20 protein-coding genes and 1 pseudogene are annotated in these 22547 nt (G+C 71.6%); 13 read left to right on the top strand and 8 right to left on the bottom strand.

The window, feature by feature from the left end; genetic code table 11:
* From ACIBEC_RS18765 to ACIBEC_RS18800, 8 genes and pseudogenes are all read right to left on the bottom strand, one after another.
* Positions 1-1085 (bottom strand): annotated as a pseudogene (locus ACIBEC_RS18765) (hypothetical protein); the annotation flags it as partial.
* Positions 1086-1159: 74 nt separating this feature from the next.
* Entirely contained in the window at positions 1160-1666 is a 507-nt protein-coding gene (locus ACIBEC_RS18770; RefSeq protein ID WP_030230748.1) for a hypothetical protein, read from the bottom strand.
* Positions 1666-2220 carry a hypothetical protein gene (locus ACIBEC_RS18775; protein WP_396287977.1) on the bottom strand — a complete coding sequence of 185 codons (555 nt, stop codon included), beginning with the start codon at positions 2218-2220 and terminating at the stop codon, positions 1666-1668. Before ACIBEC_RS18775 ends, ACIBEC_RS18770 begins: the two co-directional genes overlap by 1 nt.
* Positions 2217-2411 carry a hypothetical protein gene (locus ACIBEC_RS18780; protein ID WP_396287978.1) on the bottom strand — a complete coding sequence of 65 codons (195 nt, stop codon included), beginning with the start codon at positions 2409-2411 and terminating at the stop codon, positions 2217-2219. Before ACIBEC_RS18780 ends, ACIBEC_RS18775 begins: the two co-directional genes overlap by 4 nt.
* 81 nt (positions 2412-2492) lie before the next feature.
* Positions 2493-3938, bottom strand: coding sequence for a hypothetical protein (locus tag ACIBEC_RS18785; RefSeq protein ID WP_396287979.1), 1446 nt, complete (start codon positions 3936-3938; stop codon positions 2493-2495).
* A complete protein-coding gene (locus ACIBEC_RS18790) occupies positions 3935-4300 on the bottom strand; it encodes a hypothetical protein (RefSeq protein WP_396287980.1) in 366 nt (121 codons plus the stop codon). The genes ACIBEC_RS18785 and ACIBEC_RS18790 overlap by 4 nt, the downstream gene beginning before the upstream one ends.
* Positions 4301-4403: 103 nt before the next feature.
* Positions 4404-5063 (bottom strand): WhiB family transcriptional regulator, encoded by a 660-nt coding sequence (locus tag ACIBEC_RS18795; protein ID WP_396287981.1) that lies wholly within the window; start codon positions 5061-5063, stop codon positions 4404-4406.
* A 155-nt stretch (positions 5064-5218) separates the two neighbouring features.
* Positions 5219-5506 carry a hypothetical protein gene (locus ACIBEC_RS18800; RefSeq protein ID WP_030230738.1) on the bottom strand — a complete coding sequence of 96 codons (288 nt, stop codon included), beginning with the start codon at positions 5504-5506 and terminating at the stop codon, positions 5219-5221.
* A 165-nt stretch (positions 5507-5671) separates the two neighbouring features.
* On the opposite strand from ACIBEC_RS18800, the gene ACIBEC_RS18805 reads away from it, so the two are divergent.
* The 13 genes from ACIBEC_RS18805 (at position 5672) to ACIBEC_RS18865 (ending at position 22526) form a co-directional block, all read left to right on the top strand.
* Positions 5672-6400 (top strand): GntR family transcriptional regulator, encoded by a 729-nt coding sequence (locus ACIBEC_RS18805; protein ID WP_396287982.1) that lies wholly within the window; start codon positions 5672-5674, stop codon positions 6398-6400.
* Between the two features lie 1225 nt (positions 6401-7625).
* Positions 7626-9317 (top strand): hypothetical protein, encoded by a 1692-nt coding sequence (locus ACIBEC_RS18810; protein ID WP_396287983.1) that lies wholly within the window; start codon positions 7626-7628, stop codon positions 9315-9317.
* A gap of 1228 nt (positions 9318-10545) precedes the next feature.
* Complete coding sequence (locus ACIBEC_RS18815; RefSeq protein WP_051708990.1) at positions 10546-11475, top strand: hypothetical protein; 930 nt, start codon at positions 10546-10548, stop codon at positions 11473-11475.
* 111 nt (positions 11476-11586) lie between these two features.
* The gene (locus tag ACIBEC_RS18820; protein WP_396287984.1) at positions 11587-11868 is read left to right on the top strand and encodes a hypothetical protein; all 282 of its coding nucleotides are present in this window, start codon (positions 11587-11589) and stop codon (positions 11866-11868) included.
* Positions 11865-12980: a conjugal transfer protein gene (locus tag ACIBEC_RS18825; protein ID WP_396287985.1), complete on the top strand. Its 1116-nt coding sequence runs from the start codon at positions 11865-11867 to the stop codon at positions 12978-12980. Before ACIBEC_RS18820 ends, ACIBEC_RS18825 begins: the two co-directional genes overlap by 4 nt.
* Before the next feature lie 24 nt (positions 12981-13004).
* On the top strand, positions 13005-13340 hold the full coding sequence (locus ACIBEC_RS18830) for a hypothetical protein (protein WP_030230721.1): 336 nt from the start codon (positions 13005-13007) through the stop codon (positions 13338-13340).
* Positions 13337-13927: a hypothetical protein gene (locus ACIBEC_RS18835; protein WP_396287986.1), complete on the top strand. Its 591-nt coding sequence runs from the start codon at positions 13337-13339 to the stop codon at positions 13925-13927. The genes ACIBEC_RS18830 and ACIBEC_RS18835 overlap by 4 nt, the downstream gene beginning before the upstream one ends.
* Positions 13928-13958: 31 nt before the next feature.
* Positions 13959-14252 carry a hypothetical protein gene (locus tag ACIBEC_RS18840; protein ID WP_030230716.1) on the top strand — a complete coding sequence of 98 codons (294 nt, stop codon included), beginning with the start codon at positions 13959-13961 and terminating at the stop codon, positions 14250-14252.
* Positions 14253-14338: 86 nt separating this feature from the next.
* Entirely contained in the window at positions 14339-16942 is a 2604-nt protein-coding gene (locus ACIBEC_RS18845) for an ATP-binding protein (RefSeq protein ID WP_396287987.1), read from the top strand.
* Positions 16939-19530: a hypothetical protein gene (locus ACIBEC_RS18850; protein ID WP_396287988.1), complete on the top strand. Its 2592-nt coding sequence runs from the start codon at positions 16939-16941 to the stop codon at positions 19528-19530. Before ACIBEC_RS18845 ends, ACIBEC_RS18850 begins: the two co-directional genes overlap by 4 nt.
* A gap of 374 nt (positions 19531-19904) precedes the next feature.
* Complete coding sequence (locus ACIBEC_RS18855; protein WP_396287989.1) at positions 19905-20309, top strand: hypothetical protein; 405 nt, start codon at positions 19905-19907, stop codon at positions 20307-20309.
* Between the two features lie 13 nt (positions 20310-20322).
* A complete protein-coding gene (locus ACIBEC_RS18860; protein ID WP_396287990.1) occupies positions 20323-21408 on the top strand; it encodes an NlpC/P60 family protein in 1086 nt (361 codons plus the stop codon).
* 602 nt (positions 21409-22010) lie between these two features.
* The gene (locus ACIBEC_RS18865; protein WP_030230701.1) at positions 22011-22526 is read left to right on the top strand and encodes a hypothetical protein; all 516 of its coding nucleotides are present in this window, start codon (positions 22011-22013) and stop codon (positions 22524-22526) included.
* Positions 22527-22547: the final 21 nt, after the last annotated feature.

Consider the following 22547-nt stretch of genomic DNA (forward strand, 5'->3'; position numbering starts at 1 on the left):
GCCAGGGGGAAGGCGAGGGGGCGGCCGTTGGCGGAGCCGCCGTAGACGGCGGGGTCGGTGATGCTGATCGACTTCGGCGCGAGGTAGGGCGCGGGTGCTAGATCGGCGAACATGTCGCCTTGGCGTAGCAGGAGGGTCGCGCAGGCGGTGCGGTTCTTCAGCGTCTGGACGATGACGTCGCCCTTGCCGAGGTCGAAAAGCGTCTCGAGGTCGGGGGCCTTGTCGATGATCGCGGCGGGGGTGCCTTTGGAGACGCGGATGGTGGATTGCCAGCCCCAGGGCTGCTGCTCGACGTCGGTGATTTCGGCGACGGGGATGTTCTCGGCCCGCAGGGCGCGCAGGATGCACTCTGCTGCTTCGTCGGTGGTGGTCGCTCGGGCGATGGGGTACGGGGTGGTGTCGGACTGGGTTGCGCTGGTGACGCCGGGGGCCGGCTCGGGCATGGGGAATCCGAGGTGGGGCGGCGGGGGGTTCAGCACAGTGGGCCTGCGCCCTTGGATCCAGGCCGTTGCTCCTGCGAGCAGGGTGACGGTGGCGGCGGTGTAAGCGGCGGGGGCGGGGTTCTGTGCGCCGAGGGCGACGGAGATGGCGACCAGCACGGTGGTGCCCAGACGCCGGTTGCGGGCCCGGGCGGTGCGGGTGGCTGCGAGATCTGCGCTGCTGGGCGGGCAGGGGGTAAACGTTTCGCCGCGGACGGCGTTCGCCTCACGGGAGTAGAGGGCGCGCTGGCGGTGTGCCTGATGCTCGTTGGAGTTCTTCCAGTGCTTGAGCTGGGTGTTGATCTCCCGCAGGTCGGCGGTGCGGCGGTCTTTCCACTGGGTGTGCTGGTGGTTGAGGTGGAAGGCGGTCAGGTACTCCGGGGAGAGGTCCTGGGCGTTCCACCAGCGGCTCAGTTGTCGCGCGGTGTGGCGGGTGCCGTTGGCGAGGACGGAGCGTTCCCGGACGGCGATCTTGTGCACGTACGCGGTGAGGGCGGCGCCTCGGGCGGGCCGGTCCGGTAGGGGCGGGTCGTTGGGATCGTCGCGGGGGCCGGAGTCGACGGCTTCCTTGTCGGACTCGTCGAAGGATGCGGGGGAGGCGGACATGCTGCTGCTCCTGGCGGTGCCGCGGTTGCCGGCTGGGCGGGCGGGCGGCGGCAACCGCGGCGTGGATCAGTGGGTCAGTTGAAGGCGCCGGTGATCTGGATGCCGATGCCGTTGACGAGGGGGACGAGGGTGGCTGCGGCCAAGCCGGCGCCACCTGCGGACAGTCCGAGTCCGCTGCCGGAGGCAGCGCCGAGCCCGAAGTCGAGGGAGACGGACTTGGTGATCGACTTCCAGGCGGTGGCCAGGCCGACGCAGAGCAGCACCAACACCATGGCGCCGGACGGGGTGATCACTCCGGGGTGGGCGCCGCCGTGGATTGCGGGGGTGGCCGATCCGGTCGCGCCGGACAGGACCTTGTCGCCGCCCATGTTCATGACGTGGGCGACGAAGCCGAAGAAGTATCCGAGCGCTCCCCCGGTGCACAGGACGGACAGCATGCCGAGTGCTTGGCCGAGGAGGAAGGGGATGAGGGCCTTCCAGCTGCGCAGGTCGTGGCGGAAGAAGCGCACTCCGCGCCAGACGAGGAAGGAGAGGGCCACGGTGAGGCCGCCGATCGTGACGTACGTGGCGGTGGTGAACATCAGGAGGCTCCGGTCAGGGCTGTGACGATCAGGAGGAAGGTGGGTCCGTAGAGCACGGCGGCGGAGACGTTCAGGGTGAACAGCCATCGGGTGACCGCGCCGGGGTAGCGCAGCCGCCAGGAGCCCGTGATCAGGGCGGCCATGAACGCCATCCCGACGGGCGCGGCCGTGCCGGCGTCGTGGGCCAGGGCGTAGAGGGCGGGCTGGATCAGCGCCCCTGCGGCCACTGCGCTCAGGCGGGCCTTGTCCGCGACGATCCAGGAAAAGTCGAACATCCGGTCCCGGCCGGCGGTCGGGGCCTGCATCTCGGCGTAGTAGTAATGGTGGTGATGGACTTCGACCCCCGGGGCGACGGCGGGGTGCTCCCCTTCTCCCTCGGCGGCGGGGTGGTTCCACCGAGTCGGGGCGAGGGTGTCCGTCTCCCCCAGGGCGGCCTTCACATAGGCCCGGGCTCTGAGCTCGTCTCCGCCGATCGCGGCGGAGTCGGCGCCGGGCTGGCTCCGGGGCGCGTCGGTGGGGTTTGCTCGGCGGCGCCCGGTCGAGATCATCTTCATCGGCGGGCCTCGCGGTTCTCGGCGGCGCGGCCGGTCAGAGGCGGGACCAGCATGAGGTGCGGGCGTCCGGCGGGCCACGGGTGCGCGGGGACGCGCGGGGAGAGCGCGGGCTGCCGGTCGGCGACAAGGGCGAGCACGTCCGCGACGTGGTCGTCGAAGGACTGGGCCGGCGTGTTGGCGGGGCTGGGCATGGCGGGTCCTCACGAGAATTCGGGAGCTGGCGGGCGGCCGGGGCCGGCGTCCGCAGAGCGAGGCAGGTGGGGCGGGGCGGGTCAGCGTCGGCCGGCGCCCGCAGGGACGAGGAGCTTCGAGCCGGGAAGCACCTGGTAGCCGTCGGCCAGGCCGGCGAGCAGGAGCTCGTCGTCGAAGGTCTGGTGTGTCGGCTGGCCCTCGGTGTCGGGTGCTTCAGGAACCGCGGTGACCAGGGCCAGGGCCTGGTCGACGTGCCGTTCCAGCGGGGCTGCCGTGCCGACGCCATACCGGGCTACCGCGGCCGGGAGCCAGGTGTCCTGGGACTTGTGGAACTTGCGGGCTCGGGGTGTGCCGATGCCGACCGCACTGGCGCACTTGTTGATGCCCCACGCGAGCTTGCCGTCGCGGCGTCGTGGCACGAGGCGGACGAACCGCTCCTCCACCTCCGCGTCCGCCAGGACGTCGGTCATACCGTCGGCGGCCCCCATACCGCTCCCCACCTGCGGTTCTTCGGGAAAGGCCGGGTCGTCCGGGGTGCCGGTATGGGTGGTGCCGGTATGAGGTGGAACGGTTCCGACGGCTCCGATCAGCGTGCCGCGCATGGCTTCGAAGGCCGCGGCGGAGCGCAGATTCATACCGGCCCATTCCGCTTGCCGGACGCGGAGCTGCAGTCGGCCGACGACCTGTTCCAGCACGGCCGGGTCGGCGCACCGGGCGCGCTCGCTGGCGGTCTGTGCGCGGCTGTCGGCTCGTGCCTCCAGGAGCCGGTATGCCCAGCGGCTCGGTCGGCCGGCTTTGCGGACCGATTCTTGGGCGCGGCGCAGCCGGTACCAGCGGAAGGCGGCCCGGGAGACGCGGACCTCGGCGGTGGCCTCTTCCTGGGCCAGGTCCTGGCGGGCGGCCAGAAGCAGGGCGACGCGCACAGCCTCGACGGGGTGGAAGAGGCGGATCAGCGCCAGACGGCGGTCCGGGCGGGCGCGGCTGCTGCGGGCGGCGCGGCGTTCTTCCAGGGAGCCGAGTTCCCACAGGACCGCGGCCAGGATCGGCCACACGGCGCGGACGACCGCGCCGAGCAACGAGGCGGCTTCGGCTGCGGAGAACAGGGAGCTGGTGCCGGCCAGTACCCAGAAGAGGACACCGGACAGCCCTGGTCCTTCGCCGGCGCGGGCGCGGCGGCGCGCGCGGCGGCCGCAGACCATCGCGGCGACGTCGAGGGCGACGAAGGGCAGAAGGTCGAACGGGTCACTCAGGCCCATCTGGTGACGGCCCACACGGCGGAGCCCGGTCGCCGACAGGGCCGCTGCCGCGGCGGCGATAACCATGGTCAGGCGGTCTTCGAGACGGCGTCCGTACAGGTCGGCGGCAGCGGAGCGCTGCTTGTCGTCGAGGGCGGCGTGGACGGCCCGCCGGCGGCGCAGGGCGAGCGCCGGGCCGAGGGTGAGAACGACCGCGCCGGCGACGAACTGCCAGGAGGTGAGCAGCTCGGTGATGGGGAGCGTCGTTCCCGGGAGCTGGTCGAGGGTCACGGGCTGTGCCTCCGGGCGGCCTCGCTGGCGGCCTCGGCGGCGCGTGCCTGCAGCTCTGCGGCAGTGACGAGGGCGGGCTCCTCGGTGACCCAGGTGCGAAACGCCTCGCGCTCAAGGGCGGCCTGGTGCCACAGCGCGAGCAGCAGGAGGGTCAACGGGCTGATCTGGTCGGTGTCGGCCGTGGCGGGGACCGGCACGACCAGGATCTGGGCGGGTTCGCGCCGGGCGAGGTGGCTGATCAGGCGGCGGTGGCGGCTGCGCAGTTCGGTCAGCTCGCGGCGGGCGGTTCGGGCCTCGTGGCGCGCGGTCGCCGCCGTCCGGAGCAGGCCGGCGAGGGTGCTCGCGCGGATGTAGCGGATCATCGGTAACCTCCGCGGTACGGCTGGCCGGTCGACTGCTGGGTGGTGGCGCCGGCGCGGTAGGGGGTCGAGGACGCTGCGGCAGTGCGGAGGGCCAGGTGGTGGATCACGCCGCCTCCGTCCAGCCGGCCGCAGCCCGATGGGTGCGGCGGAGGTTGTCGCGGTGCTGGACCGCGGCGAGGATCGCGGCCGTGTTCTCGGCTCGCCGGTTGGCCGGGATGGAGTTGCCGGTGTACTGCTGGGCGATGCGCTGGACATCGGCGCCGGCCTGGATCCGGTCGGACTGGGCGAGGGCGGATCGGGTGTCCTCGGCGCGGGCGCTCGCCAGTCGCTCGTGCTCGGTCTTCAGGCGGACGGCGAGCTTCTGCTGGGACAGGCCCCCGCGGACGCCGTCCGGGTCGTCGTCCCGGAGGGCGAGCTCGGCGCATACGGCGCGGACGGGGCAGACCGAGCAGTGGTCGCGGATGGTGGCGGCCCTGCGGCGGCGCCAGGTGGCGTCGGGCTCTTCGTCGCCCTGGTAGAAGTGGTCGGGGTCGGGAGCCACCGTGTGGCAGACGGAGTGCTCCAGGGCCTTGCGCAGCTGCGGCCGGCGCAGCTCTCGGGCGATGAGATTGCCGTCGCGGCCGGCGAGGTATCCGCCGGCGGCGAGGACGTCGATCGGGTCCGCCTGGGCGAGGTAGAGGGCGATGTCCGCCTCGTCGGTGCCGTTGGCGGCCGATCGCGTCTCGGCACGGGCCGACTGGCCTGCGATCATGATGCTGTTCATGGATTGTCGTCTCCTGTGAAGCGGGGGGCGGCGCGCTCCGCACGGCCTCCGGGGGTCCAGCCCCGGAGGCCGCTTGCGTGGAGCGCGCGGATCGGGCGGACCGTTCGACGGTGGTGGCCGCCCCGGTCCGCGCCGTGCTTGGGCACGGCCTGAGGTCAGCGCGTGGTGCAGCGCGGGTCGTTCGGGGCGACGGCGAGGGAGCCGTACTTGTCGTTGCCGTGGAAGATCACGTACACGCGGTTCGGCCCGTCGCACTTAGCGCCGACGTTCGAGAAGCCGTCGCTCATCACGACGATGTCCATCGGCTGCTTGTTGATCGCGCCCTTCGGCGCGTCCATGAAGGGCTGGTCGGCCTTGCTTCCGTCCAGGGAGCAGCCGGTGGCGCCGAGGGCCAGCACCGTGGTGAAGGCGGCGGCAACGGCGATTCGGGTTCGGGCGTTCATGGCGGGACTCCATCACTCATAGACACATCTGGCTCATCTGGCTCGTTCCAGTTGAGCCAGATGTGTGATGATGGTGCACCTGAAGATCGACCACGTCAAGGGGGATGCTCGATGAAGCGGACCAGGGCCCGGGGCCGCCCGCGCCGGTACGGCAAGATGTGCCTCATGTCGCAGCCGAGCCAGCAGGACAAAGTCACTGCCGAACTGCGCCGCGCGATCGTGGCCGGCGAGTTCGCCCGAGGCAGCTTCCTGCCGTCCAGCCGGGAGCTCGCTCCGCGGTTCGGCGTGGTCCGGAACACGGTCATGGCCGGCCTCGGGCCACTGGTCGAAGAAGGGCTGGTGGAGTCGCTCCCCAAGCGCGGTTACCGGGTGATCGGCGCCCCTTCGGCGTTCGAGGTCGTCTGGACGCAGGGCGGGCAGCTTCTGCCCGCCGGCGAGGAGGAACTCGGCCACGGCGGGGAGCTGCGCGCGGAGATCCGCCAAGCGCCGGGCCCGGTCGCCCGACTCCTCCAGGGCCCGGACGGGATGACGGTGGCGGTGCGCAGCACCGTGCACCGGTACGCGGGGGCGCCGTGGGCGCTTCGCGAGTTCTGCACCCCGCGGTCGGTGGCCGATGTGGCCCGTCGACTCCTGGAGCCGGAGGGCGTCGACGAGGAGCGACTGCTCGCGGAGCACGGGCTGGGGCAGGACGGCATCCGCAGTTGCTGGTCGACCAGAGCTGCGACCGCCGACGAGGCCCGCGTGCTGAAGTCCGGCTCCGCCCCCGTGCACTTCATCCAGCGGACCGGCTTCCACCAGGGCCAACCCGTCTTCTGCGAGCTGACGGCGATTCGCGCCGATCGCGTGCATCTGTCGCGGTCAGCTGGCAATCCGCCTGAAATGCCAGAGACATGACAGGTTTTTGGTGTGTGCGCGCCATGTGTGGCGACCATCAATCGGCTGTCCACATACGACAGGTATGGGGATAGGGTGACATCCAGTCGATCTAGCATCGACCCCGAGAATGCACGATGCCCCCGCGACCTTGAGCAAGTCGCGGGGGCTTATCGAACCGAGAACCGATAAGGCGGTGTCTCGTGGTGAAGCGTACCCGCACCCACGCGCAAGCACTCAGTCAGCCCGCTGATCGAGCGGCGTCTTCGACGTCGCCGCAGCGGGCTGTTCTGCTGTGCGGCTCGCGCGATGGGCGCACTGCCCCGATTGAGGGGGGCGGGATGTCGTAGTTCGCCGGGCGGGCGCCTTTTGCCAGGCCGCTCCTCGCCCTTCACCGCCGGTCCCGGAGTTTGCCGCTCCTCGACCCGGCCTTCACCGCTCAGCGGGAGTTTGCCGCTCCCCTGAGCGAGGTTCAGACCTCGCGGTCTGATGATCACTGCCTCACCAGCAGCTGCCCCAAGCGGGGCTTTGTCGTACCCCGGGCCAGGCCCGGAGAGGACGGAGTACATCTTGCAGTACCGCCATGCCCTTTGTCAGCTCAGACCCCGCCGACAGGGTCTGATCCCGGCCACTGCCCCGGCCCGTGCGACCAGATCCGCGCGCCGAGGCTCCTCGCGCATGCCCACCGCCGGGATGCACGGGCCCGCACCGGCACGGCTTCTTGCCGCTGCCCGCACCCCTTGTCCGGCTGCTGGCGGCCCGCCGCCGCGCCGTCTCCGGTCCACGGTTCGTCCCGCTCTCGGCTGACTCGCCGGCCCGTACGGCGGGCGAGGGGAGAACGGCGCTGCCGCACCCCCTTGTCCAGCAGGTCAGCCCCTGGTTCCGGCCAGGTCGGAGAGGCGCCGAGGAGGCAGTGGGTCCGGGTGTGGACAAGGGGGGCCGAATTCTTCCGCCTTCCCCGTCACACCGAACCGGGCCCGCACACCTCTATGGCCGACACCCACCTCTGACCGGCCGAGGACCGCGCCCACATCGACAACACGACAGCCCCCTCTGTGACCGGCGGGGGCTGCGAAACCCAGCGCAGTGAGCCATGGGCCGCTGTGCCAGGAGAAGTGTGCCCACCACCGCTCTTTCCTCTGATTCACCGCTCGCCTCACGCGAGCGCCCCGCTCCGGCGGCGGCAGCGGGACCCGCCGCGGCGCTCTGCGGCGTGCCCGTCCGACGGCAGCGGGTGAAGGTGCCGATGCGACTGGTCACCTCGCCCTTCTACGCCGACATCGCGCTGGCGGTGTACGTGAAGGTGAAGGCGCTCGGCATGCGCGAGGAGGGCTGCCAGGCGAAGTCCGCGACGATCGCCTCGTACCTGCACCTCTCGAAGGCATCCGTGGAGAGAGGGCTCGCGCAGCTGTCGCGGCCCGCTCCGGACCAGGTTGTGGAGCTGCTCTCCCAGCGGCGCACGCTACGCGGCGGACAAGGGACCTCGGCGCTCCGCCGGACCAGGCCCATGTCGCGGACGGAGACTTTCGTGTGGGTGCCGGTGGCGGCCGCGGAGGACCTTACGCCCCGCCAGCTGCGCGCGTACGCGATCATCGCGTACGCGCAGGCGGTGGGCATCCAGCTGACCGAGGGGGAGCTCGCCGGCTCCCTGTTCCACCACTCCGGCGAGAAGGCCGGCCAGCAGCTGACCGCGACGGCGGCCGGCCAGGTGGTCGACGAGCTCGAGACGGCCCGGTGGCTGACGGTTCGGCGCCGCGCCGGAGCCCGCGGACGCCACCTGTTCACCGCTCACGACATCGCCCCTGCCGCCGCGCCAGGAGAAGAAGAGGTCTCCGGCCTGGCCGGCCCGGCCTCCGGCGACGACGCGGAACAGGCCCGGCAGGGGCAGGCAGGCATCCTTCCGGCCGAGACGGACAGTCCTCCGGTTGGTGAGGGTTCGGGTCCGCTGGCAGATGAGGGATCCCTCGCGAATAAGGAAACACTTAGGACTGACCGACCGGAGGACACGGGTGCGCTTGGCTCACCCGCCGTAGGCGAGATTCAGGTAGTAGAGGGCGCTGCGCCTGTGGAAAACCCGCCGGTCCCCAAGCCGCGCAACCGGGCTTCGGCGGCTCTCGCGCTGCGCGCGGATGCACACAACCAGCCCGTCATCCCCAAGCCGACGATCGTCCGTTCAACGGGTTCCCGGGGGGCGTACAGCGGCCCGCAGCTGACGATGAGCCCGGAGATCTATGCGGTGCTGGAGCCTGTCCACTGGCTGCTGAAGCGGGTCGACAGCACGTTCGTCGCGCGGAAGATCGCCCGGGAAGTCGGCCGGCAGCTGCGCGAAGGGATGGCCGCGGAGCGCATCAGCCACCGCCTAGCCATCCGCGCGGCCCGGACGATGGCCTCGGAGATCCGCGATCCGGGCCGGTGGCTGCTCGGCGTGGCTCTGCCGCGCTGGGGCTGCGGGCACCAGGACTGCGAGAGCGGCGTCATGTGGTCAACCGGGCAGCGCTGCGACGTATGCGCGGAAGTCGTCGCCGACCGGGCCGCAGCACGCCAGCGCAGTCAGCGCCTGGCGGAGGGTCTGTGCCCTGAGCACGGCACCAGGCCCGGGCCTGCCGGATCCTGCACGGACTGCGCCCTGGACGACGCCATCCGCCACCCTGTCCCGGCCCCTCGGACCGAACCCGCCGGACCGCCGCGCGGAACGTGCACCGGGTGCGGTGCCCGGACCTTCCTGATCGGCCAGGCCCTCGTCGACGGCTCCTGCCTACTCTGCCGCTCCGAGATGTCCGGGCTGCCGCAGGCCGTGACTCGCCCCTCCTGCCCCACCGCAGAACCTGTGCCGTGCATCGGCGGTGCGGACGGCGCGCTGTGCGACCGCCCCGCGCTCCCGGCCCGCAGCGTCTGTGTCCGCCATCGGATCGTGGAGATCGCCGCCGCGGCTGTCTGACCACCATGCCCGTCCGGACCCGACCCTGACCCTGGACGGGACGGCGCGCCGGGTGCGGTGGTGCGGGCACTCCGAGACCGTCGTCGGACGCGAGCTCCGCACCACCGCACCACGGGGTTCGGAGCTACGGACCGAGGGTGCGGTGCGCCGGGTGCGGAGTGCCCGCGATCTCCGCCTCGACCGCACCGCACCACCGCACCGCCTGCCCGGTGCGGTGGTGCGGTGCGGTGGTGCGGTCGAGGCAGGTGCAGATGGTGCGCTGTGCTCCGCGGGACCGGCCGCACCCGCACCGCACCGGCCGCACCACGCCTGGGGTGCGGTGGTGCGGTGCGGCGGCCAGCCGCCCCGTCGACAGGCGCGTGCGCGGAGCCGAACGCCCCCGCCCGGCTCCGTCTCCGCGACTGCGGAACGTAGCGGCCAGCCCCCCTTGTCCGGGAAGGACCCTCTGGTCACCACCCCTTGTCCGGTGTCTGGCGGCCCCCCTTGTCCAGCTCGACCGCCGTCCGGGGCACCCCCTTGTCCAGGGCCCGATATGCACCCTGACCCCCTTGTCCGGTGTCTGGCCGCACCCCTTGTCCAGCTCGACCGCCGTCCGGGGCACCCCCTTGTCCAGGGCCCGGTATGCACCCTGACCCCCTTGTCCGGTGTCTGGCCGCACCCCTTGTCCAGGTCAGCCCCGACCGCGTTTCTCCTGGACCGGGGTCAGCTCCCTCCCGCCCGACGCGCGCCCAGCCCCGTTCGGTGTCCGCGGCCGCGAAGGCGCGGGGTCGGGCCGGCAGCTGCTCACACGGGGAGAGATCTCTCCCCTCTGGTCACCCTCCGCGTCCATGCCGGCTTCTCTGCCCTGATCGCCTTGGGCCGCAGGGGGTGGTGCAGCGTCCGCACCGCACCTCCCGCACCACCGCACCGCACCCAGGGATGACGGCCTGGATCGCGGTGGTGCGGACGGCGACCGCACCACCGCACCGCATCAGCGCGCCGCACCCGGTGGTGCGGTGCGGTCGGGGCCGGTGGTGCGGTGCGGCCCCCCTTGTCCGCGCACCGCACCGCACCGCACCCCCTTGTCCGCGCACCGCACCCCCTTGTCCGCGCACCCCTTGTCCAGCCGGACCGCATCGGCGTTTCCCCTGGACCGCACCGGCCGCGGAAGTCGATCAGGCCGCGGACAAGGGGGGTGCGAAGAGCGTGAGCGACATCAGCCAGATGACGCGAAAGGACGGGCACGGACGTGGCCACCAAGAACCGCACCGCCTCTGCCACCGCTCTCCCCGGGTCCGGGTACGGCGCCCTGCAGCGCATGAACCGCGACTGGGAGGTCCTCAGCTACGACCCCCGCGCCGCGGACCGGATCCTTCGCTGGTCGGAGGAGGACGAGCAGTTCTCCGGCGTCCGTACCCCCCAGGACGTCGTCGAGCGCCTGGTCCAGCTCTTCCGCCGCGGTGACTGGGCCGGCCACGACCAGGCCTTGGCCGCGCTGCTGCGGCGGGCTACCGCCGACGACTTCGACGGACAGGTGGCCTGGCGGGTCGCCGTCCGGATCCTCCTGCCCAAGGCGATCTTGATGGCCAAGACCCAGCTGCGGCCCGGGGTCGACTGGGAGGTCATCTTCAGCACGGTCCTGAGCGCGCTGTTCGAGGTGGTGCGCACCTACCCGCTGGACCGCCGTCCTCGAGCGATCTTCGCGAACCTGTCGATGGACACGCTGATGCTGGCCCAGAGCACGCTGGCCGACGACTTCGACGACCGCCGCGAGCTCCGCAAGATCACCCGGTCGCTGGCGCCGCTGGCCGGCGACCCGCAGGTGCCGCTCATCGGCACCGAGTCGCCGGACCCTCTCCTGCAGTTCGAGCTCGCCGACCTCTTGGCGCACGCCGCCGAGCTCGACCTCGTCAGCCAGGACGAGCCGGAGCTGACCGACGGCGAGGCCCGTACCGAGCTCCTGGCCCTGGTCATGTGGGCGGTCGACATCCAGGCGCTGAAGGTCTCCGACGCCCAGCGGATCACGGAGTACTACCTCAGCACCTCGCTCGACCCCGACCAGGCGTTCCGCACCACCCGCGCCATGGGAGCCGAAGGCGCCCGGCTCCGCCAGCGCGCCAGCCGGGCGGTCCGCCCCCTGCGCGACGCCGATCTGAACGGCTACCTCGCCACCGTCTGAAGTTCCCGGCCGCCGACCGTCACACCGCGGCCCCGATCGACACCTCTAGTGGCGATCCGCATCCACGACCTCTTTCCGCCCAGCCCCACCACCGAGACCGGGAGTACCACTGTGTCCACTTCCCTCGCCGGCCCGCACGGACCCTCCGACTCTCTCCTCGACGAGGACGAGACCCGCGTCGCCCGCGCCCGCCGCCAGCTGACCGAGCTGGGCACCGCGCTCGTCCTTGCCCCGCTCGACCGCGGCGTGCACCAGGCCCTGCGCTGCTTCATGGAGCGCGACTCCGAGCCCGCCCTGCAGTCCTGGGAGTCGATGCTCCAGCGCACCCCCGACGAGCTGCGCGAGCGGATCCGCGCCGTCATCACCGCCCAGGCCGAGCGGAGGGCGTCGTGAAGCTCCGCCGCCGGCCGGCGGCCGAGGACGAGACGTGGGACGACGTCCCCGCGGCGCACCCGGAGCCGGACGTCGTCGACAGCGAGGACGAGACCGGCTGGCAGACCAGCACCGCCAGCCTGTCCGGCGCTACACGGCTGGCCCGCATCGGGGCCTGGGTCCTGATCGCCTCCGGCCCGCTGCTGGGGGTCGCGTCGCTGCTCGGCACCTCTGCCCCGGCCCAGAGTGCGCCCGCCGCGGCACCGGCCGCGCAGTCGGTCGCCGACACCGGGCCCAGCGGATTCGCGCAGCTGTACGTGGCGGCCTACATCGAGGCGGGGCAGGGCACCGAGAGCTCGCTCAGCCCCTACTTCGCCGGGTCGATCACACTGACCAACCAGCCGGGGACGCGCAGCACCACGCGCACCGTGGCGGTGGCCAGCCGCGAGGTGCAGCCGGGGTACTGGACGGTGACCGTCGCGGCCCGGGTGGCGCAGAAGGACGCCAAGGGCGCCTGGGCCGACGCGGGCCTGCAGTACTACCAGGTCCCCGTCCAGGTGCTCGGCCCCCTGTCTGCGGGCGGGAGCAAGAAGTCCGACGACGGAGCGGCGGGCTACGCGGCGACGGCCCTGCCGGCCCAGGTCGCGGCACCGGGCGCGTTGAAGCCCAGCGGGCTCGGCTACGGAACCGACCGCGGCAGCAACCCGGCCGACCCCGCAACGCAGACGATCGCCGGATTCCTCAGCGCGTACCTCGCCGGCAAGGGCGAGCTCGATCGGTACACCTCCCCCGGCGTCACCCTGCAGGCCATCGCCCCGGCGCCGTACGCCGGTGTCGAGATCACCGACGTCGCCGACGACTCGGGCAACGCCAGCAGTACCACAGTCCCCACCGACGGCGCCGTCCGCCAGGCCCTGGCCACGGTCAACGCCAAGGACACCTCCGGCGCGACGTACCCGCTGACCTACGCGCTGACGCTGCGCTCGCGCGGCGGCCGCTGGGAGGTCGCCTCCCTCGGGTCCGCCCCGGTGCTCCAGCGCGGAGGCACCCCTGCGCTGGTCGCCCCCTCCCCCAACTCCGGCGGCACGGACGGCACAGGGGCCAGCCCCTCGCCGTCGCCGTCGAGCTCCTAACCCTGTGATCCAGAGAGAAGAACGATGCACACCACCACCGACCCGAACACCGTCCTGCTGGCCGGCGACATCCTCACCTGGGCCACGACCAAGACCAACCAGGTCGGCACCCTGGTCAAGCTGGTCGCCGGCGTCCTGGTCGTCGTCGCCATCATCGGCGCCTACTGGCGCACCAAGTCCTGGGTAGCCACCGCCGTCGCATTCCTGCTCGGCGCGCTTGTCCTGTGGGGCATCGCCAACATGCCCAGCCTCCAGGGCAAGGTCGGCTCCGAGATCAACGACACCGGCACCAAGGCCATCCACCTCGTGGTCCCGCCGGTGATCCAGCCGCCCGCAGCCGGCGACGGGCCCGTGCTGTGAGCGCCGACGAGGAACAGCTGATCGGGCACTCCTACACCCGGGCGCGCAAGCACCCGTTGGTGATCGGGAAGCTCCCGGGCGCCGGGCGGCTCCCCGGCGGCCCGTACACGATCACGCAGATCGTGACGATGGTCGCCACCTTCCTGCTCCTGGTCATCACCCGGCAGCTGTGGGCCCACTTCGGCGTCATGAACGTCCTGGCGATGGTCATCCTGCCCTGGGGCGCGGCCTGGGTCCTGCGATACGCCCGCCTGGACGGACGCGATCCCGCCCGTGCGCTGCGCAGCCTCCTGGTCTACGCGTCGACCCCGGCCGACGGCCGGCTGGCGGGCTCGCCCCAGCACCGGCGCCGGCCGCGGCTGGCCGGCGCCACCTGCACCGTCCACGTGCGCACTCCCCCTCGGGCCGCTCAGGCCAAGCCGGTCCCAGCGGCCGTCCCCGCGGCCCGGAAGCCGGCGGCCCGGCCGGCTCCGCGCCGGGCCCCCGCCCCACAGCCCGCTCCGGTCGCAGCCGCGCCGACGCCCGCGACCCGCCCGCCGGCCAGGTCCGGCCTGCAGGCACTGCTCGCCTCGCTCGACGAGCGATGACCCCTACTTCTACTTCCGAAGGACTACCAGCATGAACACCATCTCCCCGGCCTCCCTCGTCCCGGCCGCCTCCTGCGACCACGTGCGCAAGGTCGCCCTCATCGAGACGCCGCTGATCACTGATCTGGTCGCCGCGATGAAGCACCTCGAAGCGGCCGCCGCGCGGGCCGGCAGCCCCGCGGAGGAGGCACGGGCCTGCCGCGGCCAGGTGAGCGAGGAGGTCTTCGCCTCCTGGATCACCGGCAACGCCGCGCGCGTCCGCGCCGCCCTGAACCGGATCACCGCTCCCTACGAGGCACCGGCCGGCACCGTCCCGGCCCCCTGACCTCCTCTCCACTCGCCGCGCCGGCCCGGCCTCCGGAGCCGACCGGCGCGGCACCCCTCGTACTTCGCACCGAAAGCAGGAATCCCATGCGCCTCCCCGTCCGGCACATCAGCGGCCACCTCCTCTGGACCAAGAACGCCGCAGTGTGGGGCGTGTGGAAGGTGGACTCCGAGAACTACACCCACGCCTCCCGGGCCACGAAGAGGGAGCGGCTGGACGCCCTCGAAGCGCTCTTCAAGTCGCTGCGCGGCGAGGTCCTACTGCTGTCGCTGTGCCCGCAGGTCGACGCGGCGTCGGTGGTCACACGCATGACCTCCGGGGTGGACCTCGACAAGTCGCCGGAGTACATCGACCTGTCCCTGAAGGTCCTCGACCAGCTGGAGGACTGGGAGCTGACGGGCCGGGTGGACTTCATCGCGGTTCCGCTGCCGGCCGCCGACTTCAAGGAGTCGGCGAAGGCCGTGTTCGCCTCCGCGCAGGGGGAGCTGCTCTCCACGCTCGGCATGCCGGTGCCGCCGGTGAGCGTCGCCGAGGAGGAGAAGCGATTCGCCGATGCCCGGCGGATGGCCGCCTCCTGGCCGACCGGGATCAAGATGAGGCCGGCTACCGAGGCCGAGATCCTCTGGATATACGGACACAGCGCCCGTCGCGGCGTCAGCGAGCCGCTCCTGCCCGAGGAGGGAGCCGCCCGCTCCCTGCGGGGCCGCGGCCACACGGTCACCGCGCACACCCAGGTGCTCCTGGACGAAGGGGCCCGCAGCGACAGCGGATCCAAGGCACCGGTCAACCCCTTCCGTCGCCGCTACCTGAAGTCGTCGACCGAGCACGGCGACTCCTACCAGGCGTTCTGCGTCCTGTCCGAGATGCCCGAGAGCTTCGTCTTCCCCGGCAGCGAGTACCTCAGCGCCCTCGATGACTTCGGGTTCCCCGTGGACTGGGCCGTCCGCCTGCACATTGAGGCCGGCTCCAAGGCCGAGCCCCGATCGCGCCGCCAGCAGCGCGAGCTCGCCCACCAACGAGGCGAGTACGAGGGCGAAACCGCAGGCGTGCCGGCCTCCCTGGACAAGGCCTCGTTCCAGCTGGACGAGTACCGCGACCGCCTGACCTCCTCCTCGACCGAGGTCGAGATCCGGGCGACCGTCATGACGTGCGTGTGGGGCGCCGACGCGGACGAGGCCAACGAGAAGGCCAGCAGCCTGGCCGCCCACTTCGGGGGCAACGACTACACGCTGGTGCGGCCGGTCGGCGACCAGGCCGCCCTCTTCCACGCGATGCTCCCCGGCGTCCCCACGCCCAAGCCCGTCATGGACTACACCCAGTACCTCCTCGCCCGCGACTTCGCGATGGCCCTCCCCTTCTGCGGCGCCGCGCTCGGCGATGACACCGGCAGCCTGTACGGGCTCCAGCTCAACGGCGGCGGCGTGCGACCGGTCCTGGTCGACTTCAGCCACGGCCCGAAGGTGAACGCGAGCGCCTCCGCGGCGTTCGTCGGCGAGCTTGGCTCCGGCAAGAGCGTCGCCATGAAGACGGCCATGCACTCGATTCTGTCCACCGGCCACCGCGAGGGCACCGCCGGCAGCCGGGGCCGGGCGCTGGTCATCGACCGGACCCCGCAGCAGGAATGGAGCCGGTTCGCCGCCGCGTGCCCGGGCACCACGCAGATCATCCGGGTCGACGAGATGGCCGGCATATCCCTGGACCCCCTGCGGGTCTTCCGCGGGCCACGGGCCGCGCGGTACTGCGAGTCCTTCCTGACCCCTCTGCTGGGCATCGGTTCCATGAGCGTCGAGGGCGTCACGCTGGCCGAGGCCATCGAGGCGACCCGCCTTGCGCCGAACCCGAGCATGAGCGCCCTGGTCGACACGCTGGCCCGGCGTGCCAAGACCCCGGACCCGGACGAGCCCAACGACGCCGCGGTGCGCGCCTCCGCCTCGGAGCTCGTGCGTACCCTCCGCGCGCTGGCCAAGAAGGACCTGGGCAAGGTCATTTTCGACCCGACGCTGCCGGTCGTCCAGATCACCAACGCCGACAGCATCGTCTTCGCGGTCGACCGGATCGGCCTGCCGACGAAGGAAGAGCTGGCCGAGCACCGACTCGGCAGCCTGGAGATCGAAAAGCTCTTCGGCTGGCGCCTGATGTACCTCATCACGGCCCTGTGCAGGGAGATCGCCTTCTCCAACCCGGCCGAGTTCACGGGTGTCTTCCTGGACGAGTGCTGGTGGCTGACCTCGAGCGCGGAGGGCTCCAACTTGCTCCTGGAGATCATTGCGGACGGCCGCAAGCACTTCGCGGGTGTCTTCGCCGGCAGCCACGACCCGTACGACATCGGGCCGCGGAGCGAGATCGGCGACAAGATCAGGTCGCTGCTGTCCCACATCTTCGTCTTCCGCCACCGCGGCAAGACGCTGGCGAGCCGGTGCCTGGAGTTCCTGGACCTCGACCCGGCCGACCCGCAGATGCTCAAGGTCATCACGGAGAACCTGAGCCCGATCAACGTCTCCGACACCGAGCGGCTGCTGCGGGCCGGCGAGTGCCTGTACCGCGACCTGCGCAAGCGGATCGGCGGCATGAAGGTACTCATCCCGGCGGATGAGCGCGCTGCCGACGCGATCCACACCACCCCCGGCGGCAAGGACGCCGACGTCGACGAGCTGGACGCGGTCCCGGTGCTTGAGAAGAGCTTCGCATGAGCGCCCGCCGCGCCACCGCACGCCGCCCGGCGATCGGCCGCCGCCGGATCTGGCTCCTCGCGATTCCGATCGCCGTCTTCCTCGCGCTGTTCGCCGCCCTGGCCTGGGCCGACCCGGTCCCGACGCCGTCGCCGGGCCCGGCCCCCTCCGCGCCGGGCTCCACCCCGTCCCCCAAGCCGACGCCGGCGCCCAACCCGACGCCGACGAACCCGATCACCGAGCCGCGGCCGGGCCTGACCCCGGCGCCGCCGGACGGCAAGCCCGTCGACGACCTGAGCAAGCCACCGACGGACGGCTCCGACGGCCTCCTCCAGCCCTTCAACGTCAAGGACCAGTACGGCGTACCGATCTCCGCCTACACCGTCAGCGCGGACACCGGGGACTGGACCGACATCGACCTGAAGATCTGGAACATCCTGGCGCAGCTGTTCTTCGGCGTCGCGAAGTGGTTCATCGGCTTCGCCTGCTGGCTGATCAAGTGGGCGCTCGACTTCGGCCTGGCCAAGATCCTCGTCGGCCCGGTCGACCACATCGCCACGACGATCCGCGACCAGGTCATCAACCGCCTGGGCCTGCCGGGACTGTTCCTCACGTTCGCCGGCGTCTACGCGGGCTGGCACATCATGTTCAAACAGAAGTCGCGGGGCTTCGCCGAGGCAGGGATGTCCCTGGTCGTGGCCGCCATCGCCACCACGGTGCTGCTCTCGCCGGCCCAGGTGCTCCTCGGTACCCAGGACCAGCCCAGCCCCGGCGGGTCGACGATGCTGCTGTCCCAGGAGGGCCTGCTGGGCAAGTCGAAGGACCTGTCCCTGCAGATCTCCAGCCTGGTCCTCTCCAACGACCCCAGCCACACTCAGGCCCAGACCTCCACCGTCAGCAAGCCGATCACCGACGCCCTGGTCGACGCCTTCATCGTCAAGCCGACCCAGCTCATGCTCTACGGGCAGGTCTTCGACGGGAAGTGCGCCGAGGCCTTCGCCCAGGCCAAGCTCGTCGAATACAACTGGCAGCAGAAGGGCCTCAACTTCTGGGAGGCCACCCGGGCGAACCCCGGCGGCGCGTCCTACAGCGACCAGCTCCTCAACGCCGGCGACCAGTTCACCAAGGCGTGCCAGGGCCAGAACACCAAGATCCAGGCGAAGAAGGCGTCCGCCGACCTCACCTTCAGCGCCGCGTTCGTCGCCCTGGCCGCGATCATCGTCTCGGTCCTGGTGGTCCTGGTCACCGGCGGCTTCCTCACCGCGCAGGGCTGGATCGCCTTCGAGGGCATCCGCGGCCACTGGGCGCTGTGCGCCGGCATCCTGCCCGGCGGCGGGCGCGCCGTCCTGTGGCGCTGGGTGTCAGCGATCACCAAGGCCGTACTCGCCGTGGTCCTGTCGATCCTCTTCTTGGCGATCTTCATTCTGATCATCATCGCGCTCGTCCGCGCCGACACCGGCAGCGTCCTGGCGGTCAAGTTCATCGCCATCGACATCACCGCGATCGCCGGACTCGCCGGGCACAAGAAGATCAAGGAGACCGCCCGGCAGATCTCCGTCAACCTCAACAGGAGGCTGGCCAACGCCCGCATCGGCGGCTCACGGCAGAGCGTCTTCAACACCCCCGGCCGGTACGCCGAGACCGCCCCCGGCCTCAAGCAGGTCTGGGGTGAGGCCCGCGGTGAAGCGCGGAAGGTCACCCAGCCGCTCAGCAAGGTCGGCCGCACCGCCAAGCAGCTGTGGACCGGACCGCCGCAGGCCGGAAAGAAGGGCGGCCGGGTGCGCGCGGCCGCGAGGCTGGCCACCAACGTCGCGACCGCGGTCGGCACCGGCGGCACCGCCACGGCGGCAAAGATCGCAGCGCAGAACGTGGCGAAGCAGACCCTGAAGAAGCGCCTGGCCACGGCCGCCGCGAACAAGCTGTCCCAGACCAGGGGCGGCCGAGCCACCATGGCCACCGGCAAGGTGGCGGCCGCGGCCGGCAAGTACGGGTGGAAGGCCACCAAGTTCACAGCCCTGGCCACCGTCGGCGCACCGGTCGGCATCCCGCGGGGAGTCGCCGCGGCCAAGCGGGGCACGGCAACCGCGAAGGCCCGCGCCGACCAGGTCAAGGGCCAGCTCACCGCCGTCAAGGACCGGACGGCCGCCCGGGTGGACAAGAAGTACGGCGAGGCCAAGGCCTTCAAGGACGAGTACGTGCGCAACGTGGCCACCGCGAGCAAGTTCGTGGGACGCCACGGCGCGAACATCCAGCTCGGGATGGCACAGCCCACGGCACCGCCCAAGCCGTCCACGCCGATGGGAACCAGGGTCGCCGCCACCGCTCCCCGTGTTCCGGGAACGGCTCCGCGGCCGGGTGCATCCGCTCCGAAGGCGACGCCCAAGACGGCTTCGAAGAGCACGCCGGTGGCTCCGCCGAAGGGCCAGTCCGCAGGCGGGCCGGCGTCGGTTCCGGCCCTGCCCAACCCGCCGAAGGCGCCGGCGCCCAAGGCGGCCGGCCCGGGCAGCGGCAGCACGCCAGCCGCTCCGAGCTCCGGCTCCAGCTCAGGTCCGCCGCGCCGCATCCGCCGCGCCGAGCGGCCGGCCGGACCGCCGCGCCCGAAGTCCTGATCCCGCTGGTGGGGTCCGCCCCGCGGGCCCCACCAGCCCCGCTCCCTTCTCGCGCCGTCTGTGCGCGACCACTTCGAACCACCGGACGGGGTACCCCCATGCCGCACACCGATCGCCAGCGACGCCCCCGCACCGCGGGCACTGTGGCCCTGCTCGCGACGTCAGGCCTTCTCGCCTGCGTCGGCATCGCGCTACTGACCCACGGACCGTCGTCCGCTCCGAGGTCAGCCTCGGCACCGACTGCGGCCGCGACCCGAGCGGAGAGCAACACCGAGCCTTCGGACAGCGCCCCGAGCCACCCGGCGGCGACGCCTTCCTCCAGCACCAGCCCCTCGCCGACGCCGGCCGGCGACGCTGCCCCGAGCGTCGCTCCGGTGCCGGAGGACGTCGCCACCGCCGCCCGCCGGTTCGTCCTTGCCTGGACTGGGCACGACGCCCGGCCGGGGAAGGACGGCTCCTACGACGACGCCGCCCGCCGTGCCGTCGCCTACGTCAGCAAGGACTTGGCCGAGCAGCTGACGACCACCTCCGCCGGCAGCGCCCGCCAGTGGCAGCAGTGGACTCAGGCCCAGGCGCTCGTCACAGCGGAGATCTCCCGCGTCGCCGTTCCCGACGGCGCTCCTGCCCCGACGTCCGACACGGCCTGGGTGCGGGTGCAGTACCGGCTGACCGTCACCCCTGCGGCCGGCAAGCCGAGCAGTACGGACGAGCAGGTCGCCCTCAAGCTCGCGCGCAGCCAGGCCGGGACCTGGCTGGTCACAGCGCTGCCCGACGCGTGAGCAGGGGGCGCAGATGAAGAAGGTCATGTTCGCTCTGACCAGCCTGGGCGGCCTCCTGCTCACCATCGTCATCGCCGCGGTCGTCGCGGTAGCGATGGCCGTGGGCAGCGACAACACCAGCGGCGGCATGGAGAACGCCGGCTTCGGCGGCGGCATCGCGGACAACGCACCCGTGCCCGCCGAATACAGGACGCTCATCCTCAACAACATCGGGAAGTACGGGTGCGCCGAGGTGACCGCGTCCTTGATCGCCGCGCAGATCTACAGCGAGAGCAGCTTCGACCCGACCGCCCAGTCCTTCGAGTGGGTGACCGACCCCAAGACGGGCGAGAAGGTCAAGAAGCCGATCGCCGATGGAATCGCGCAGTTCATCCCCACCACCTGGGCCGAGCACGGCGTCGACGGCAATGGTGACGGCGTCAAGGACGTCTGGAACCCCCAGGACGCCATCCCTGCGGCGATCGCCTACGACTGCTACCTCGCCAACCAGGTGAAAGACGTCGCCGGCGACAAGACCGACAACATGCTCGCGGCCTACAACGCTGGCCCCTACGCCGTGCAGAAGGCCGGCGGCATCCCGCCCATCACCGAGACCCGCAAGTACGTCAAGACGATCCGGGACCTGGCCGGGAAGTGGGCCGCCCTCGACAGCGGCGGGAACGTTCCCCTGCCCTCCGGATCGGGCGGCGCCGCGCAGGCGATCGCCACCGCCAGGACCGCGCTCGGCACGATGTACCAGTACGGCGGGGACTGCAAGCCCCCCTTCGACCACGCCCGGAACAACGGCTGCGACTGCTCCAGCCTCATGCAGTTCGCGTGGGCATCGGCCGGCGTAAACCTCCCCCGGGTCACCTTCGACCAGGTCAAGTCCGGTACGCACGTCAGCGACGTGTCCCGGCTGGCACCGGGCGACCTGCTGTTCACGCCCGGATCGGACGGCAGTGCCTCCGCCCCCGGCCACGTCGGCATGTACATAGGAAACAACGAGGTCATCGAAGCGCCGCGTACGGGAAAGCCCGTCCGCATCACCCCCCTGTCACAGTGGACCGGGTCCGCCGGTCCCATGAACACCGTCGTCGAGATGCGGCACGTCGGATAGTCCCCCGTGTAGGTTCCGGTTGACTTGTCATCAGCAGGTCATCTGCGGCAACTCAGCCGGACAACGTCCCATAGATCTTGCGTCTGTGCTCATTGGAGGCTCCCGTGACCGTGCCCGACAACTGGCCCGAGCCCGGTCGCTTCGATCACCACCTACTGATCATGCCTACCGTCCTACGGGATTCGCACCCGGGCGTAGACCCGGTCCGACTCGCCAACAGCGCTGCACGCAAGCAGCTGTTCGAGCCGCGTGCCGCCGGCAGCACCCCCAGCGGGATCAGTGAGTTGTCAATCTGACCGATCGGCCGGATGAAGTCACCGACAAGCCATCCGGACGCGTAAGGGCATCGCAGGCCGCGGCTGTGTAAGACGACGAGGCCGGCCGGAATCTACACCTCGACTGGAGCCGGGGTCCGCTCAGGCGGACCCCGGCTCCTTTGCTGTCCCATCGCGCTGCGCAGAACTTCTTTCCGCGGGCTGTCACACCCCGGGGCTCTTCCACACCTCTATGTGCATCCGCCGAACTCCGACCGATGCCACCTGGAGCCATCCCGTGTCCGAGCGCCTGAACACCGCCCCGCTCATCAGCAAGGCCGACCGCCGATGACGACCAACGACGTGATCGACGAGATCATCTCCGGCGTCGGCAACCTCCCCGAGCTCGCCCAGCAGGCCCAGTCCTGGGCCATGGGCAACCTGTGGTGGGTCGCCGCCTGCGCCCTCGCCGTCGCCGTCACCGTCAGCTCGGCGCAGCGGCTGATGAGCCGGTCCACGCTGAGCAACCGCACCGCGTTCGAGGTCCTCCCCACCAACGGCTTCGACCCGGCGCTCGAGGACGTCCTGCGCTTCGCGAAGCAGATCGCGCGGGCCCAGCGCAGCACGTCCCGCTGGGCGTTGCCGGCCCGCGGCACCGCGATGCGCGTGCGGTTGATGTCCGTCGGCGGTCCGCTGACCCTTCGCGTCGAAGGGCCCGCCCGCGCCACGACCGTGCTGCGCCACCAGGGCTACGCCCAGTGCGAGCTGCGCGCGGTCACCGGCCAGGAGAGCAAGCCCGAACGCCCGAAGATCCGGCTCGGCGTCCACAACGACGGCACCGGCGCCTCGACCGCCGCCGCCTGACCGTCCGCACGAAGGAAAACG

This window comes from Kitasatospora sp. NPDC051164, assembly GCF_044455625.1.
Taxonomy (GTDB): domain Bacteria; phylum Actinomycetota; class Actinomycetes; order Streptomycetales; family Streptomycetaceae; genus Kitasatospora.

Excerpts from the sequence above, each read along its gene's own strand:
- ACIBEC_RS18810 (WP_396287983.1), top strand. The coding sequence starts at position 7,626 with ATGCGACTGGTCACCTCGCCCTTCTACGCCGACATCGCGCTGGCGGTG.
- ACIBEC_RS18845 (WP_396287987.1), top strand. The coding sequence starts at position 14,339 with ATGCGCCTCCCCGTCCGGCACATCAGCGGCCACCTCCTCTGGACCAAG.
- ACIBEC_RS18795 (WP_396287981.1), bottom strand. The coding sequence starts at position 5,063 with ATGAACAGCATCATGATCGCAGGCCAGTCGGCCCGTGCCGAGACGCGA.
- ACIBEC_RS18865 (WP_030230701.1), top strand. The coding sequence starts at position 22,011 with ATGACGACCAACGACGTGATCGACGAGATCATCTCCGGCGTCGGCAAC.
- ACIBEC_RS18850 (WP_396287988.1), top strand. The coding sequence starts at position 16,939 with ATGAGCGCCCGCCGCGCCACCGCACGCCGCCCGGCGATCGGCCGCCGC.
- ACIBEC_RS18780 (WP_396287978.1), bottom strand. The coding sequence starts at position 2,411 with ATGCCCAGCCCCGCCAACACGCCGGCCCAGTCCTTCGACGACCACGTC.
- ACIBEC_RS18800 (WP_030230738.1), bottom strand. The coding sequence starts at position 5,506 with ATGAACGCCCGAACCCGAATCGCCGTTGCCGCCGCCTTCACCACGGTG.
- ACIBEC_RS18775 (WP_396287977.1), bottom strand. The coding sequence starts at position 2,220 with ATGAAGATGATCTCGACCGGGCGCCGCCGAGCAAACCCCACCGACGCG.
- ACIBEC_RS18860 (WP_396287990.1), top strand. The coding sequence starts at position 20,323 with ATGAAGAAGGTCATGTTCGCTCTGACCAGCCTGGGCGGCCTCCTGCTC.
- ACIBEC_RS18830 (WP_030230721.1), top strand. The coding sequence starts at position 13,005 with ATGCACACCACCACCGACCCGAACACCGTCCTGCTGGCCGGCGACATC.
- ACIBEC_RS18790 (WP_396287980.1), bottom strand. The coding sequence starts at position 4,300 with ATGATCCGCTACATCCGCGCGAGCACCCTCGCCGGCCTGCTCCGGACG.
- ACIBEC_RS18805 (WP_396287982.1), top strand. The coding sequence starts at position 5,672 with ATGTCGCAGCCGAGCCAGCAGGACAAAGTCACTGCCGAACTGCGCCGC.
- ACIBEC_RS18770 (WP_030230748.1), bottom strand. The coding sequence starts at position 1,666 with ATGTTCACCACCGCCACGTACGTCACGATCGGCGGCCTCACCGTGGCC.
- ACIBEC_RS18840 (WP_030230716.1), top strand. The coding sequence starts at position 13,959 with ATGAACACCATCTCCCCGGCCTCCCTCGTCCCGGCCGCCTCCTGCGAC.